Source organism: Ktedonobacter racemifer DSM 44963 (assembly GCF_000178855.1).
Classification (GTDB): Bacteria; Chloroflexota; Ktedonobacteria; order Ktedonobacterales; family Ktedonobacteraceae; genus Ktedonobacter; species Ktedonobacter racemifer.
Genome location: NZ_ADVG01000003.1, coordinates 2549955 through 2564121 on the forward strand (window position 1 = coordinate 2549955; position 14167 = coordinate 2564121).

The 14167-nt window shown below is 53.8% G+C and carries 18 protein-coding genes and 2 pseudogenes; 8 read left to right on the forward strand and 12 right to left on the reverse strand.

Going from position 1 to position 14167, the window contains the following annotated elements; all coding sequences use genetic code 11:
• Positions 1–37 precede the first annotated feature (37 nt).
• Positions 38–463 (forward strand): nitroreductase family deazaflavin-dependent oxidoreductase, encoded by a 426-nt coding sequence (locus tag KRAC_RS40295; protein ID WP_007917330.1) that lies wholly within the window; start codon positions 38–40, stop codon positions 461–463.
• Positions 464–490: 27 nt separating this feature from the next.
• On the opposite strand, the gene KRAC_RS40300 is transcribed toward KRAC_RS40295, so the two are convergent.
• A complete protein-coding gene (locus KRAC_RS40300; RefSeq protein ID WP_052568972.1) occupies positions 491–769 on the reverse strand; it encodes a LysE family translocator in 279 nt (92 codons plus the stop codon).
• Positions 770–1200: 431 nt separating this feature from the next.
• On the opposite strand from KRAC_RS40300, the gene KRAC_RS40310 reads away from it, so the two are divergent.
• Positions 1201–1563 carry a hypothetical protein gene (locus tag KRAC_RS40310; protein ID WP_007917334.1) on the forward strand — a complete coding sequence of 121 codons (363 nt, stop codon included), beginning with the start codon at positions 1201–1203 and terminating at the stop codon, positions 1561–1563.
• 4 nt (positions 1564–1567) lie between these two features.
• Here the strand turns inward: KRAC_RS40310 and KRAC_RS40315 are convergent, their stop codons facing one another.
• A complete protein-coding gene (locus KRAC_RS40315) occupies positions 1568–3175 on the reverse strand; it encodes an ISL3 family transposase (protein ID WP_007917336.1) in 1608 nt (535 codons plus the stop codon).
• A gap of 132 nt (positions 3176–3307) precedes the next feature.
• On the reverse strand, positions 3308–3826 hold the full coding sequence (locus KRAC_RS40320) for an HIT family protein (RefSeq protein ID WP_007917338.1): 519 nt from the start codon (positions 3824–3826) through the stop codon (positions 3308–3310).
• Between the two features lie 328 nt (positions 3827–4154).
• Here KRAC_RS40320 and KRAC_RS40325 point away from each other — a divergent pair, with 328 nt between their 5' ends.
• The 4 genes from KRAC_RS40325 (at position 4155) to KRAC_RS40340 (ending at position 6321) form a co-directional block, all read left to right on the forward strand.
• A complete protein-coding gene (locus KRAC_RS40325) occupies positions 4155–4448 on the forward strand; it encodes a hypothetical protein (protein WP_040445789.1) in 294 nt (97 codons plus the stop codon).
• Between the two features lie 567 nt (positions 4449–5015).
• On the forward strand, positions 5016–5405 hold the full coding sequence (locus tag KRAC_RS76950; RefSeq protein WP_244422452.1) for a recombinase family protein: 390 nt from the start codon (positions 5016–5018) through the stop codon (positions 5403–5405).
• Complete coding sequence (locus KRAC_RS76955; protein WP_075164478.1) at positions 5392–5808, forward strand: recombinase family protein; 417 nt, start codon at positions 5392–5394, stop codon at positions 5806–5808. Before KRAC_RS76950 ends, KRAC_RS76955 begins: the two co-directional genes overlap by 14 nt.
• A gap of 99 nt (positions 5809–5907) precedes the next feature.
• Positions 5908–6321 carry an HIT family protein gene (locus KRAC_RS40340; RefSeq protein WP_007916323.1) on the forward strand — a complete coding sequence of 138 codons (414 nt, stop codon included), beginning with the start codon at positions 5908–5910 and terminating at the stop codon, positions 6319–6321.
• 10 nt (positions 6322–6331) lie between these two features.
• Here the strand turns inward: KRAC_RS40340 and KRAC_RS40345 are convergent, their stop codons facing one another.
• Entirely contained in the window at positions 6332–7459 is a 1128-nt protein-coding gene (locus KRAC_RS40345) for a transposase (RefSeq protein ID WP_007917346.1), read from the reverse strand.
• Between the two features lie 362 nt (positions 7460–7821).
• Here KRAC_RS40345 and KRAC_RS80050 point away from each other — a divergent pair.
• Positions 7822–7983 (forward strand): annotated as a pseudogene (locus tag KRAC_RS80050) (recombinase zinc ribbon domain-containing protein); the annotation flags it as partial.
• Positions 7984–8469: 486 nt separating this feature from the next.
• Here the strand turns inward: KRAC_RS80050 and KRAC_RS80055 are convergent.
• The 3 genes from KRAC_RS80055 to KRAC_RS40360 form a co-directional block, all read right to left on the reverse strand.
• Positions 8470–8874 (reverse strand): ISAs1 family transposase, encoded by a 405-nt coding sequence (locus KRAC_RS80055; RefSeq protein ID WP_211221416.1) that lies wholly within the window; start codon positions 8872–8874, stop codon positions 8470–8472.
• Positions 8875–9069: 195 nt separating this feature from the next.
• Positions 9070–9966 (reverse strand): class I SAM-dependent methyltransferase, encoded by an 897-nt coding sequence (locus KRAC_RS40355; RefSeq protein ID WP_007917348.1) that lies wholly within the window; start codon positions 9964–9966, stop codon positions 9070–9072.
• A 349-nt stretch (positions 9967–10315) separates the two neighbouring features.
• Positions 10316–10510, reverse strand: coding sequence for a hypothetical protein (locus tag KRAC_RS40360; protein ID WP_169460999.1), 195 nt, complete (start codon positions 10508–10510; stop codon positions 10316–10318).
• 241 nt (positions 10511–10751) lie between these two features.
• Between KRAC_RS40360 and KRAC_RS72345 the strand changes: the two genes are divergently transcribed.
• Positions 10752–10892 carry a hypothetical protein gene (locus KRAC_RS72345; RefSeq protein ID WP_157507622.1) on the forward strand — a complete coding sequence of 47 codons (141 nt, stop codon included), beginning with the start codon at positions 10752–10754 and terminating at the stop codon, positions 10890–10892.
• Between the two features lie 97 nt (positions 10893–10989).
• Here the strand turns inward: KRAC_RS72345 and KRAC_RS80060 are convergent, their stop codons facing one another.
• The 5 genes and pseudogenes from KRAC_RS80060 to KRAC_RS78665 all read right to left on the reverse strand — a co-directional run bounded on the left by KRAC_RS80060 (position 10990) and on the right by KRAC_RS78665 (position 14167).
• Positions 10990–11286 carry an integrase core domain-containing protein gene (locus tag KRAC_RS80060; protein WP_420795850.1) on the reverse strand — a complete coding sequence of 99 codons (297 nt, stop codon included), beginning with the start codon at positions 11284–11286 and terminating at the stop codon, positions 10990–10992.
• Positions 11223–11759: pseudogene (locus tag KRAC_RS40365) on the reverse strand (DDE-type integrase/transposase/recombinase); the annotation flags it as partial. The gene KRAC_RS80060 and the pseudogene KRAC_RS40365, both read right to left, overlap by 64 nt.
• An 88-nt stretch (positions 11760–11847) precedes the next feature.
• Positions 11848–12144 (reverse strand): transposase, encoded by a 297-nt coding sequence (locus KRAC_RS40370; protein WP_007917350.1) that lies wholly within the window; start codon positions 12142–12144, stop codon positions 11848–11850.
• Positions 12145–13735: 1591 nt separating this feature from the next.
• The gene (locus tag KRAC_RS72350) at positions 13736–14014 is read right to left on the reverse strand and encodes a hypothetical protein (protein ID WP_040445800.1); all 279 of its coding nucleotides are present in this window, start codon (positions 14012–14014) and stop codon (positions 13736–13738) included.
• Positions 14015–14044: 30 nt separating this feature from the next.
• A complete protein-coding gene (locus KRAC_RS78665) occupies positions 14045–14167 on the reverse strand; it encodes a hypothetical protein (RefSeq protein WP_274532154.1) in 123 nt (40 codons plus the stop codon).

A 14167-nucleotide genomic window follows, 5' to 3' on the forward strand; every position in this document is an offset into this window, starting at 1 on the left:
GTCGGCTAATTAAAAGAAAGGTTTACAGGAGATTAACATGAGCCAGTACAACAATTTTAACCAGAACACTATCGATGAGTTTCGGTCCAACAACGGCAAGGTTGGCGGATATTTTGCCAACGCGACCCTCTTGCTACTGACCACAGTTGGCGCGAAAAGCGGCCAGTCTCGCACCACGCCGGTGGCCTATGTCACCGATGGGGACCGCCTTGTCATCATCGCCTCCAAAGGCGGCGCGCCCAGCAATCCCGACTGGTACTACAACCTGCTGGCCAACCCGGTCGCGACCGTCGAGGTTGGCACCGAGCGCTTCCAGGTCCGTACTTCCTCTACCGCTGAGCCCGAACGCAGCCAGCTTTACGCCAAAATGGTCGAGATGATGCCTGGTTTTGCCGAATACGAGCGCAAAACCAGCCGCAAAATTCCCGTCCTGACGCTTGAGCGCATCGCTTCGGCGCAGTAATGAAAGGGTAAGCATAAAAGGTTGGCGTCACACCTTCTGCTCGAAGGCCAGCTTTGCTCCCAACGCGAGCAGTACCCCGCCTGTGACACCTTGCAGCCATACCTGAATGCGTCTGCCAAAGCGACTCTGCCCGGCTCGACTGAGCAGGTACCCATAGAGGTGCAGCCAGGTGAACAGGATCGCTTCATAGGCGCACAACATCAGCAGGAGGCGCCAGAGGGAGTCGCCGGGCAGAATAAACTGGGGCAGAATGGTGGCAAAAATGGCCCCAGCTTTCGGTGTAAATCCCAATACTATTCGGCTCATGCCCATTCTTGATACTGGTGGCGAAGTCCTCCCAGCCACATGAACGTGGCTTGGTAAGAGCATTCTCTGAATCGGAACATGTGAAAGACGTTTACATCTTCCACTGACATGCACGATATTTTAACATCTGCATGATATGCATAATGTCGCTCCTCCACTTGGAGGGCTTCGCCAGATGCTTCATGCTTGGCTGAATCATCATGCGTATCGGACTTCGCCACCAGTATCATTCTTGGGGCTTACTGATTGCTTGCTGTGCTTAAAGAGCACACAGCCGAGAGAAACTTCCTGCTCGATATGTCAAGCAAGTAACCTATAAGCCCCAAGAATGATACTGGTGGCGAAGGCCTCTTGTCCACTTCGGGAGCTTAGTGTATGCTTGCTCTGAGTGAACACGAGAGGCTGCGAAGAACCTCGGAAGGGAAAACCAGGTGGACGAGATTGATCTGTTACCTGAAGCTTTGCGGGGTCAATCGCTTTCCAAGCGTGAGATTGTTGTACCCTATCAACAAGCCTTAGATGCCCTTGAGATCCTGGCCGTAGCAAAATTGGCAGTAGTAGGGTGGGAAGGGTGGATGAAGTATGTTGATGGGCGCCATGGCCATGCACCTGGTGGGGTGATGGGGACTGAGTCCATCGAGCGAGAAGCAGGAGAAACATGGGAAGACTACGTCCAGCGTTCAGCACGGTTCTGTGCTGAAACGATAACCAAAGAACAACAGGCATGGAATGCCAATCCAGATTCTGTTCGTCTTCTGCTTTATTTTTGTCTGACTGCCATTGCAGAGACATGATCTCTTAGATAGCATGGAGCACCCGCTTGCGAAGCAGCGGAAAACCTGCCCGACCATATCCTTGTCTTTTCATCAATTTGAGCTTGGTCACATGGCCCTCAACCATGCCGTTATTGATCCACCAGGTTAAGCCAGCTCTCACAGCATCTTTGTCTTTCTCGACCCCGGCAGCAAAGGATTGGAGTTCAGGAAGCCCACTGCTTAGCACCTGAGCAAGCCAGGCATCAAGGCGCTCTGCCGCACGCTCTCGCAGCATCTGGGCAAACTGCTGAACCAGCTCGTAGGCCAGATCCACCTCGGGATGGAACTGACGAAGCATGAGCATGGTCTCTTGCTCTTCAACACTCAGTTTTTCAGGCCGCCGCAGGAAGAGGAAAGCTGCTTGCCGTGAGGACAGAGGAGCTGAAGCGAGCATCTCGCCTCGTGCAGCGTTCTTCTTCCCTCCAGGAAGCAGGCGAAGAATGTGATCACGCACGCTTGCATATGACCCTTTGTAGCCGAGGTCCACCAGTTCTCGAAAAAGACATGCCATATTGTGGCAGCCCGACTCCCAACGCTGGAAAAGATAGGGCAGATAGGGATCGAGTCGGCTTATGTAGGGACCACGCGTGGTTTCAGGATAGGTGCCAGCGAGCAGCCAGTTGCTGACCGTGCTCTGACTCATCCCCACGCGCTCGGCAATAGCGTCCTGACTCATACCAAGCTTGCGCAACGCAACCACCTGCTCATAACAGGCCAGACGTTCTTCGCGGTACGCTTGTTGAAGGCGCTCCATCTTCGGAGAACGTCTCACAGATCGGGTGGCATGCCAGATGGGAATGTGTTCATCCAGCGTTTCTTGGGTTTGCTTCTTGCGCTTGATCGCCAGATGACGTGCCAGCAACCCTTCCAACGCCTCTCCCAAATTTTTTAATAGATGAAATCTGTCCGCACACTGAATGGCCTGAGGCGCGCCTTCTCGGGCAGCAGAGGCGTATTCACCTCCACAGTCCCGACTGATCGCCATCAGATCGGGGTGTTGGCGCATCCAGGCTGCTGAGGTGTTTGCTTTCCGATCAGGTAAAAGGTCTACCACACGGTGGCTCTCCAGGTTGACAAGAATTGTTCCGAAGCGGTAGCCACGTAGAAACGAAAAATCGTCTATCCCCAGAAAGAGGATCGATCCGGAAAGATTCTCAGGCAGATCCATGATGCGGCGCAGGATCGTCTGGCGCGTGGTCTGGATGCCTAAGCAGGCAGCGAGTCTAGCGCCTCCTTTGCCGCAGGTCGCCAACCCGATGGAGGTGATCTGCTGACCGTACCGGATTGTCATCCTGGCCCATGGCTCCACAAAGGTCGGGATGCGCTCGGCGAAGACTTTCTGCTGACAAAGAGGATTGCGACAGGAAAATTTGCGCACGGTCAGAAAAAGCTGGACACGACGGCCTGCACAGGGCACATCACGCAGATCCCGGCGATAGTGACAGTGGATCGAAGAAGATGGCTCAGAACAGAGCGGGCAACACGATGTGGGAACGGTCGCAATGACCTCGACAACAATACCGTTGTCAGTGATCTGGATCTGTGAAACCTGCATTCCTTCGGGCAAGGAAAACAAGGATGCCCCTTCCATCATGACCTCTTTCTTGATAATGAAAGACGTTTCTAGAAGGGACTATATCACTGTTTCTCAATGGTATTCCAGACAAGCGGGCACTAAGCCCCCGAAGTGGACAAGAGGCGGACGCGCTGTGAACTGGAGGAATCAGTTCGAGGGAGGGGGCATTGGGGAAGGACTGAATTGTTCCATCGCCTGGCGAATGGAGCGAGCCAGTGAGGCCATTTCCTCATCTGGAATGGCGAGCCCCCCTTTTGAGGAGTCAAGAGCAGCGGTTTGCTGAAGTTCATAGGGAACACCTGGAGGCAAGGGAGCAAGGTGCCAATGCACATGGCGATTGCCTTGTTGACTGCCAAGTGTTTGAATGTAGAGCCGTTCCGTCGGCACCACCCGTCTGATCGCTTCAGAGACCTGATAAATGAGCTGCTGAAGCTGGAGGTACTCCTCCAGAGTGAAGTCCCCGGTGGCTTGTTCGCGGTGTTCTCGTGGAGCGACCAGCGTGTAGCCATAGAGCGAGGGGTATTTGTTCAAAAACACAATGGCGCTCTGATCCTTATTGATCACATGATGAGGATTGGTGCCCGCCACCAGTTCACAGAGAAAACAGGGGCCTGCTTTCACTCGCTTTTCGTAGGCGCCGATATCGAAGGGATGCTTCTCAACCATGTAGTCTCCTGAATAGGGCATGAATGGCCTTGTCACGTGACTCCATTGTACGCACCTCAACCATTTTTTGCAAGAAAGGCCCAGCGAAGACCAGGGCTTTCCAATTCTAGAAGATGGAAAAGCTCTGCTGTATGGAGAAGGAGCGTGTGTTTGACGAAACTGTGCTATAATAAATCGCCCGTTCGTTTTAGCTCGACAAGGTTGCGTAGAAAAAGAGAGCGCGAACGCGAGGCACCACACTATGATTATTCGTTGCAGTCATCTCCATGAAATTGGTGTGCTGAAGCACCCATGCTGTTTCCATTGTCATGGTCCGGCAGGCTGTGTAATGACGACCCTCCCCGGCGGGCATCAAGCCATTTACTGTTGTGCTCGGACTACTCCTTTGACACCGGAAGAGGTAGAAACGATTCTCGCAAATATCCCCCGATGGGAAGCGTTGCTGGTCAATCCAAAGTATCATAGGAGGCTCCGTCAGGAGTATGAAAAGGCTCAAACCAGGCTGCGCTTACTTGAAGATTTGATGCTTGACGCGCAAGTTGAGCTTGAACAGGCTGATACTTCCGCGCTTCAAATTCATCTCTCTGTTGACCAGTCCTTGTCCAAGGAGAGTACGGAATAAGGTTTCAGAGGAGGTATCCTCTGGAGCTGAAAAACAGCCAGGGCCTTGCCATTCTAATAAACTGAGCAACAACCGGTGAGTAGGAGGGCAAGAGCTTGGTCGAGATGAGCGTCAAAGTAGCGCATCTGTCGAGCGACATTGCGAACGCCCGCTCGATCCATCAGCATCAAGACGGTGCTATTCAGTTGAGCCAGAAGACTGGGAAGAGAGCCTGTGCGTGTTTGGCAGGCATCTTCCCCCAAGCTCACATCTCGGCGATGGTGAAGACGGTTTTCAATGGTATAATCACAAACGACAAATTTTGCCTGAGCCGAACGAGGCATCTGCCCAAGAAGCCAGCGCGAAGAGGCTTCTCATACGAGAGACAATATCCTTCAGAGGCAACTTCTTTCTCGGTTGTCTGAAGGCAGAAAGCAATGAAAAAACGACAGTGGAGTATTCAACGTTCAACCATTGAGACTCCTGATGCTCAGTGGCGATGGGATCGAGCATACCAATGCCTTCTCCAATGGAGTGTTCAGCCAATCCCTTCCCCTTCCCAGGAGCCAGAAAAACAGGAGCAGTCCAATGAATATTGCTGTCTACGTTCGCGTTTCGACGCCACGACAAACACAGACCCAGACGATCGAACAACAACTCGACCGTTTGCAGGAATATCATAAGACCCAAGGATGGCCATGGCAAGAAGAGCATATCTTTCGCGACGATGGCTACAGTGGTGCGAAGCTTCGTCGTCCCGGCCTTGATCGATTGCGGGAGCAAGTAGGACGTGCCATGTTTGATCGAGTCGTCTTGACGGCTCCTGATCGCCTCGCTCGCAATTACGTTCATCAAATGCTCCTCATTGAAGAATTTGAACGTGGAGGCTGCCAGGTGGAATTTGTGGATCGACCGATGAGCCATGATCCCCATGATCAACTCCTGCTCCCGCATTCGTGGAGCTGTGTCCGAGTATGAACGGAATTTGATTGCAGAACGGATGAGGCGAGGCCGACGGCAGAAGTATCTGGCAGGTGGACTGCTTCCCTGGACCCGTGCGCCCTATGGCTATCGGGTTGATCCTGCCCACCCCCGTGATCCGGCGGGGGTTCGCCTCGAAGCAACAGAGGCGGCAGTCGTGGCAGAACTGTTCTCTAACTATCTGCAAGAGGGGAAGAGCTTAAAGGCCGAGACCCAACGTCTAACGAGCCTGGGCGTTGCCAGTCCTGCAGGAAGAACACGATGGAACCAGGCAACCGTCCGAGGCATTCTCACCAATCCTGTCTATACTGGAACGGTCTACATCGGGCGCAGCCGCCCTACGGAAGCCCGGGGACGACATTCAGCCCTGGTTCCCATCTCTCTCCCTGACACTTTTTAGCTCATGTAGAACATCTTCAAAGAGGGAAGAAGTGAAGGGAGAGGCGTATCTAGACTCTGATATAATGAACAGCGAAATGAAGGAGAGGAGCCCTACCGCATGAGTGAGAACTGCATTTTTTGCCAGATTATTCACCATCAAGCCCCAGCCTATGTGGTGACAGAAGATGAGCACATTATCGTCTTTCTTTCCAAAGAAAATCACCCGCTGGTCGTGCCCAAGCAACATATTCCCACTATTTATTCCTTGGATGACGTAACTGGTGCCCACATCATGAGAGCAGCAAGAGAGATCGCTCGTGCTGTCAAACTGGGACTGGAGTGCGAAGGGATTTACCTGACGCAAGCTAATGAGTCAGCTGCTGGTCAAGAGGTCTTCCACTTTCATCTGCATATCTACCCTCGCTGGCGCGCTGTCGATTTTCGCTCACAGCAGACCGCCCACCACATCAGCAAGGCAGACAAGCAGGAGACCTTGCAGAAGATCACCGCATCCCTGTACAGAGAGCAATAGTCTCGGCGCATCAAAAGCGAAGAGAAAAACGCCATTTGACCGACGAACCTCGAAATAATAAACATTTCTTACGTTCGCAGAGACGAGAGGAGTTGCCCGCAAGATCTAACAGATACAGCCTGCCAATGCGGAAAATGCTCTTGTCGCGGCGGTCATGGCGATCATGGCGATCGCGTTTGCCATGATGCATACAGGAGGCAGCCCCATGAACCAGCCACCAGACGGCGAGAAAGAGCACGAGCAGCATCCGATCGATGCGATCCAACCGGCGCACATGACAGCTTTCCCACTGCCACCCACGACTCTTCAAATCCTGGAAGGTGGATTCCACTCGCCACCGCAAGCGATACTCTCGCAAGCGGGCTCCACCTGTGGGACGGTCAGAAATGACCAGCAGAGCTTCTTCCTCATGCGGGTCCCAATAGGCACTCAGGTTGGTCTCAAGCTGTTCCTCCTGCCATAACCGAACGCGTCCATAAAACCGCGAGCCTTGCGTGGCGACCACATCGCAGACCCGACGAGAAGGCAAGAGATGACCAGCAGGCGCGTAGGGCTGGCAGGTATGATGGGCACAAATTCTGAAGAGGTAACGCCAGCCGTATTTCTGACAAAGAGCGACCATCGGAGAGCAGCCAAATGCGCTATCGCCAAGCACAGTGCATTTGGCCTCGCCGATGTGAGGAGCCAGTCGCTTGAACAGCTCTTCAATGCACTCCCACAAGCCTTGATCCCACCTTTGCCAGCCTGGCATGACTTTCCATACCAGCGGTAAAACGCGAGAATGGTGCAGCAGACCGATGTAAATCACTTGCGCATGCTCTTCATAGGAGGTGAGATCGATGACCAGGCGCAACGGGCCTCGCCGAAAAAAGGGCAGCACTTGGGCAAGCAGCGCGTCCCAGGTCTTCTCCGTCTCAATACGCTCATTGCTTAAAAAGCGCTCCAGACGACGCTCGATGCTACTCGCCTTCGCTTCACTCTTGGCTAACAGCTCTTCGGCCACGACCGGGATCACCAGACTCCGGGCTTTGATCACTCCGACCACAAACAGCGCAAGCGTTTTGCTTTGATGCCCATGCAAGTGCGTAAAAAATTCCTTGACCTGGTCCTGCCACACAGTCCATAATGGATTCCTCATGGAGATTGTCCTCTTTCAGCTCACATTTCTGCTTGTAGGACGATCTCTTCTGTTCGCCGACCTCTTCCCAGACACAAAAGTCCTCTCTCAAGCTGCCAGGTACTCGGTGACGCGTGCGTCTCGCCCCTTTTGCTCTTATTTACTCGTTATCTTCCATTGAAAAAGTGTCAGGGAGAGAGCTGGTTCCCATTGGTCGAGGCCGGGGAGGCCATGTCCAGACGAGCCAGGAGGAATGGACTGCTGTCACTCAGGTTCCAGCAGTCATCACCCAGGAGCAATTTGATCTGGTGCAGCAAAAACTTGCTCACAATCAGCAATTTGCCCGCCGCAACAACACCGCCTACCCCTACCTCCTGCGTGCCATGGTCAGTTGTGGGATGTGTCGGCTTGGCTGTATTGGTCGAAGTAGCCGCGGAGGCTATGCCTACTACGTCTGTGTAGGCAAAAGCCATGGAACTATCTCGCACCGGGATGAAAAATGTTCAGCACGCTCGGTTCCTGCTGACCAACTCGATGAACTGGTCTGGCAAGATGTCTGCGAGATGCTGACGCATCCCGGCGCCATTGCCACTGCGCTCTATCGGGCTCAAGGTGGGCTGTGGCTTCCTCAAGAACTGCAAGCTCGCCGGGAGAATCTACGCAAGGCACGAGTCAGCTTGGAACAGCAGATGGAACGGTTAACCGATGCGTACCTGGCCAATGTGCTTCAACTTGAAGAATACAAGAGGCGCAGGCTTGAATTGGAACAGCGCTTGTCCGTGATTGCTGAACAAAAACGGCAACTGGAAGCGAATGTGGGGCATCACGATCAACTTGCAGGGATGGTCCAATCGATTGAAGCATTCTGCCAGCGCGTCCAACAAGGGCTCAACGAGGCCACGTTTGAACAAAAACGCCAACTCATCGAGCTGTTAGTTGACCGTGTCGTGGTCACCGGGGAAGAGGTGGAGATCCGCTACGTGATCCCCCTCTCTCCCACGAGTGAGCAGATTCGTTTTTGTCATTTGCGATTAGACTATTTCGATAGACCAGTGGTCTCTGACGAGCCGGAGCAGACGTTCTGGTGGAGCATGCTGCATCGAGAGACTACTCAGCCCATACACCACTTCATGGCGAAGTTGATGGGTTTTCAAGAGGCGTATGCTTCGTTTGAGGCGAAACACCTGCTCGACGCCTTCCCACTCGTCTTCCAGCCAGTCATTGAGATCGGGGCTACAGGTGATTTGGCGATGCTCCAGGCGCCCATGACCTTTCTCCCAGGTTTCGGCCTGCTGCCATCGCCGTCGATCAGGGCGAGGGTCCTCAAAGAGATCGGCAATATCCTCGTGGAGGGTAGGCTGGTTCTCCTTGGCGATCAGGAGATAGTCCCCAGCTAGTCGATGGATGCACGCACACAGTGCCCGTTGGGTATGCATCGCATCCAGGGGAGAGGGTCGGGATCTGGCTAACCTCTGTCTGACACCTGCTTGAGTTTGGCTGATACCTGCCCCTGAGCAGTCAGGGAGGGAGAAGATCGGTGTACTGGTCCTCTTGACCTGGAAGGAACAGCGCGAAGAGCCATATGGTCAACTCTTCGCGCGTTTTCTTGTTTTCGCGACTGGAAGCCGTGTTTAGTGGGGGCGCTGGCCGTAGGCGGCGTAGAAGACAGAGGTTGGGTGTAGTTCCTCCCATTCTTGATGCTGGAGGAGGATGTTTTTCTCGTATTCTTCGGGCGAGATGCCTAGCTGTGAGGTGATGAGTGGCTTCATAGCCTGATAGGCTGAATTGATGTTGGCGGCCATCATGGAGCCTACGCGCCCACCCCATTGGCCCATGGGAACGGTGACGCTGCGCGTGACAACGTTTTGTAGGCCCGCATTATTGAGATACGTACCAAGGTTAGGCACCTGAGAGGAATCGATGCCACGGCGTTTGCTAACCTCGATGATCCACTGGCCCATGCGTTGGGTGGCAGGACCCGCGTTGCGTGCCTGGATCTCGGACTCCACAAGCTCAATCCAGCCGCCGGGACGCGCCACACGCACCAGTTCAAGTAGTTCACTTGGCCATGAGTGCGCTGGAATGGCCAGGAAAAGTAGGCGCTGATGCACAAAATCAAAGCTACGATCGCGGAAAGGAAGCCCTTTTAAGACATCGGCCTCAACGAAGCGATAGTTTGGTTGCTTAAAACTCTTATCCGTTGTCTGTTCTACCAGGTCACAGCCTGTTACAAAGGCTTGAGGAAAGACCTGAGCCATCTCATCGGCCCAGCGTCCTGTGCCAGCGCCGACATCGAGGATATCTTTTGGTTGAGTAATGGGTGATAGATAATTGCTCTGAAAAGCCTGGCGCAAGAGAAAATGTTGAAAGTCGAGGCGGCTAATCTCCTGCGTATCTTTAGGCAAGACATAGGGGGCGTCCGTTAAGACCTGGCGCTCTCCCAGTACCTCAAGGGGTGATGAGGAAAAAATAGTATCTTCCTTTTGTTGCTGGCTTTGTTTGCCAAATATCCTGCTTAAGAAGTTCATTGGACACTCTTTTCTCTATAAAATGGATGGGTAAAAGTGTTATCTACTTAGGGACTTCTCGCCACTACGTGGCTCGCGGGTCAAGTGTGGTGGGAATAGGCCATAGGCCTATTCCCACCACACTTGACCCGCGAGCCAGACTAGGGTGATGTGCAAGACCTTTCCCCACCACACTTGACCTGGACCCAGACTAGGGTGATGTGCAAGACCTTTCCCTTATTGCACAAATGGGACAGTATAGGATGATGTGCTTGTATAATGTGCCTGCTTTATTTTGGGGGCATAAAAGCAATTTTGTCAATATAGGCGTAGCCGCGTACCAGGGCTGTTGCAAAGTCGACACCCCCACTCAAGCAGCGATAGTGGACACAGCTTTGTAGAACTGATAGCTAAAGGTCCGTTGCGCATGAGCCAGATTGGCTTCACCTTGACGAGCCATCAAGCCGAGAGCAGTATTGTTGAGTAACGCGAGCTCAAGAGGAGCATGGCCCATCCGCAGTTGAGAATGATGTTCTTGCAAGGTCCGGTCTCGTCGATAGTGCAAACCATTCTCCAATGCCCCAATGTTCTCGAACCAACTCCAGAAGACGTTTGGGGGAGCATCGGAGGTGGGCAATCTCTTGCTCGATCTGCCCCTTGGCATTGATGCGTTGGCGCCAGGGGGAGGAAGTGTCCATGGTTGTGTGCGTAAAAGAGTGCTATATCGTAGAGATTTATGCGCGATCTGTCTGAGGGTGGACGCGCGGGGCCTCCCTTTTCCAGCATGAGGCGTGAAAGAGGTGTGTGTGCAGAGGAATGGAGTGGAGAGAGGAGTGGGCCAGGGTGTAGTGGGGTGCTGGCGCGCTGGTGAGATGCGCTATGAAGGCGTTGGTGGGAGAGAACTGCTGGAGGTGCGTGATAGGTCCTGGTGTGATATACAGGTGTAGAGGAGTGCTTTATACTCTAGCTTACTCCCCCACAAACATGTCGGGTGTGATCCATGGTTTCGTCGAAAGAGTTGTTACGTACCCGATTGTATAGACACTACACAAAGGTAATAGAAGGGATGATCTCCAAAGCCTGTTGTTGAGCGAATTGCTGAGGAGAAAGATTGCCTAACCCCTCATGAGGACGGTGCTGATTGTAAAAATTGACCCAGGTTTGTGCTGTTTGCAGGAAAGCACCAAGACTGTGATACCGATAGCGATCTGCAACAGCCAGCTTAAAGGTGCCAACAAACCGCTCGGCATAGCGCCATTGTCCGTTGGCGTCCCAGCGCGGCTCATCGAGAGGGCAAAGCCTTTTTGCAAGAGCAGACGGGGGGTCTGCTCCGCCCCAAATTGCTTGCCCTGGTCACTATGCCAGATGCACTCAGGTGCCTCAAACGTCATCGACTGGATGGTGTCGGTGACGAGATCTGCACGCATATGGTAGTCAAAGGCCATGCCCAAAATGGCTCGGGTCTGTTTGTGCAAGGCGAAACAGCCTCGCACGCGTGAGCCAACAGCCAGGCGGACTTCCAAGATGTCCGAGAAGACGATTTCTTTGCCCTCGACCTTCTCTGGCATGCGCAGAAGATTGGGAGCCACCTGACTGGCTTTGCCAGGATAAACATATTTTTTGCGCTTGCGGCGAGCTGCGATGCCGTACTTGTGCATCACGCGTTTGACCCGATTTTTTCCGGTCGCAAGCAGCACGGCGAGCTTGCGGTGCCCCATGGTGTCATCGAGTTCATGAAGCTCCTCAATACGCACGGCCAGAGCCTTGTCCATCCTGGGCCGCTTTGGCTGCACGTAGAGACTACTGCGAGCCATGCCCAACGCACGAGCGAGCTGGCTCTTCTTGATCGGACTGCGCGGCGCGCACCCATCTGGCGGGCCAGTTCCACCTTTTGATGTGCGCTCAGTTGCCCAACAGCCCGCGGGATTTTTTTAGCAGTTCATTCTGCACTGTCAACTCGCCTATGATCTTTTTGAGTTCTTCGGGCGACTCGCCAGGAGCCGGAGGACTTTGCGGCTTCTTCTTGCCCTCAAAGGCCCCTGGGCCATTCTGCTGAAATTCCTGCCGCCATCGACTCAGGACGGAACTGGGCACATCGAATTTTCGGCACACGGCCTCAATGGTGGTGTCTCGTTGGAAACTTTCCATCACCACCTTAAACGTAAACTCCGAGGTGTACTGTTTGCGCTTGCTTGTCATGAGTTCGTACCTGCTCTCTTCGATTACTGTCTATTTTACCAGGTACGCAACAAGTGAGTCCTTGCGACCCGCTCTTTTTTTTGCGGGTCGCGAAGCAGATGGGGATGCGAGAGCGCGTGTTTTTGCGGGAAAGGGAGGGAGGAGCAGCAGCTGAGGGGCTGGTTGGGGGTGGAAACGTGGTTTCCAGTGAGAGGATGGAGGGAAGAGGGATGGCGCGAGATGGGACGTTCGGGCGACGCAGCCCTTGCTTTGGAGATGGGGACAGGAGGCAAAGCGTTCTCAGGCAAAATGGCAACCTGTTGCCAATGAGAGGATGGAGAGAAGAAGGGTGGCGCGCGAGGCCCACGGTTGCAGTGTGACCTGTTGTTGTGGGGATGAGGGGAGAGAGGGAGCAGGAGGAGCGTGATTGATCCTGGTGCGCTATACAAGTGTTTTGAAGTGTTTTATACTACAGACCAAACCCCACACCTATGTTGGGTGTGATCCATGTTTTTGGCGAAAGAGTGAGTCCTTGTGACTTGCTCTTTTTTTCTCGGAGCGCTTTTTCCTGGGGAAAGCGGGTCACTCTTCTTGCGCTCTTTCCCATTGATGCTTTCTGTGCTCTGTACACCCCGTTGTAGACGCAACGAGGCCCTCCTGACGCTCCCCAGCGCTGGGAGATCTCCGAACCTTGAAGTGAGCGAGTAGTGGAATTGATGGAGTTCTCGCCAATAGGAACGTACTGTATGCGCCTGGTATCGTCTCCTCAGAAATGGCAAGGTGTTGATGCGCGGGTGCTCCGGATGTGGTATATGCCAGGCGTCTGGTGCTGGTGGGGGAGTGCAGAAGAGAAGGGTGGATGGAGATGGGGGGGAGGGGAGTGAGAGGCGAGAAGAATGAAGGGGTGACAGGGAAAAGAGGGCAGTGGCGCCCCCATAGTGAGCGTGAACGTGAGCAGAGTGTTGCAATCGCGATTTTGTGTTTCTCCTACCATCTTTTCAGTGTGCCACGATCTCTGCAAGAAGCGAGGCAGGGCCTGTTCTCTTGCCCTGGTCCTGATTGTGGCTCCATTCCCTCTTGGATCGTGTTTGGCCGCTGTCAAGCCTGGCCCAGTCCACAGACACGCAGAAAGGACACGGGCGCGCCGGAATCGTGCTCCAAACGAGCACACACGTTCGCCGTTGCCGCCGGCGCCCTGCAATTCTCTCTGCATTGGCAACAATGAGGATTTTTCTCGAGGCTTGTCCCTGCTGCTGCCAGAATTGAGGAGAGCGTGTTGGCCTGGGAGGCACCAGGACGATGGGTGGTGGTTTTCTTTTTCCCATGTTTTCCCCATGGTTGTTCTACGCAGCGCCTGCCCTCCACTTATGCTGCTCCCGTGTTTTTCCTACAACGTCGTGCCAAATTACGATTGCACAAAAAGGGAGCCGTTTACGCTCAAAATAGGCATGTTACATCCCTCTTTTGGTGCATTTTTGGGGAAGTGGTTGCGTTCCTTCCGATACCCGTGAGGGCGATTGTCATGCACTGGCAGGTGAGAGTGTGTGGGAAATGGTCTGGGGATGAATGAGAGAGGTGGAGATGGCGACCTGGAGCAGAGCAAGGGCTTCTGCTATCTCCTCGGGACGAGGAACCAGGCGGGTAGCGCCCTGGGTTGAACGTTGATGGCCTGCAAGTGTTGGCGATAACGGTTGGTGGTCATTGGTGAGACCTGGAGCAGGCCTGCGAGTTCGATTTCTGTGAGTCCATCGGTGTGCGCGTAGTACAGGCGGGCACGCTGTTGTTTCTCATAGGTATGCGCCGGAAGCGGCCTGCGTTCTGATGTGGGGAAGGGGAGAGGGCGCGCATATGTAGATTTTGTATTTGCACTGGAGTAGATGTGACTTTGCACTGGTGTGATTGCTGCAACTACCTGAGAGTGTCACAGGCCATCGGGTTGCTGTACCGGATAGAGGCGCTTCAGTTTGATGCGTGCATCCGCTGTGCGGAACTGCCAGTTGACCGTGCCCACGCGCTGATTGCGGTGATCTTGCCAGCTTTGCAC

Bases quoted from the DNA above. Each gene is read 5' to 3' on its own strand.
- KRAC_RS40355 (WP_007917348.1), bottom strand. From the start codon at position 9,966: ATGAACTTCTTAAGCAGGATATTTGGCAAACAAAGCCAGCAACAAAAG.
- KRAC_RS40345 (WP_007917346.1), bottom strand. From the start codon at position 7,459: ATGAGGAATCCATTATGGACTGTGTGGCAGGACCAGGTCAAGGAATTT.
- KRAC_RS40300 (WP_052568972.1), bottom strand. From the start codon at position 769: ATGAGCCGAATAGTATTGGGATTTACACCGAAAGCTGGGGCCATTTTT.
- KRAC_RS40320 (WP_007917338.1), bottom strand. From the start codon at position 3,826: ATGGTTGAGAAGCATCCCTTCGATATCGGCGCCTACGAAAAGCGAGTG.
- KRAC_RS40325 (WP_040445789.1), top strand. From the start codon at position 4,155: ATGACGACCCTCCCCGGCGGGCATCAAGCCATTTACTGTTGTGCTCGG.
- KRAC_RS76950 (WP_244422452.1), top strand. From the start codon at position 5,016: ATGAATATTGCTGTCTACGTTCGCGTTTCGACGCCACGACAAACACAG.
- KRAC_RS40370 (WP_007917350.1), bottom strand. From the start codon at position 12,144: ATGACAAGCAAGCGCAAACAGTACACCTCGGAGTTTACGTTTAAGGTG.
- KRAC_RS80055 (WP_211221416.1), bottom strand. From the start codon at position 8,874: ATGCATACCCAACGGGCACTGTGTGCGTGCATCCATCGACTAGCTGGG.
- KRAC_RS40295 (WP_007917330.1), top strand. From the start codon at position 38: ATGAGCCAGTACAACAATTTTAACCAGAACACTATCGATGAGTTTCGG.
- KRAC_RS40340 (WP_007916323.1), top strand. From the start codon at position 5,908: ATGAGTGAGAACTGCATTTTTTGCCAGATTATTCACCATCAAGCCCCA.
- KRAC_RS40315 (WP_007917336.1), bottom strand. From the start codon at position 3,175: ATGGAAGGGGCATCCTTGTTTTCCTTGCCCGAAGGAATGCAGGTTTCA.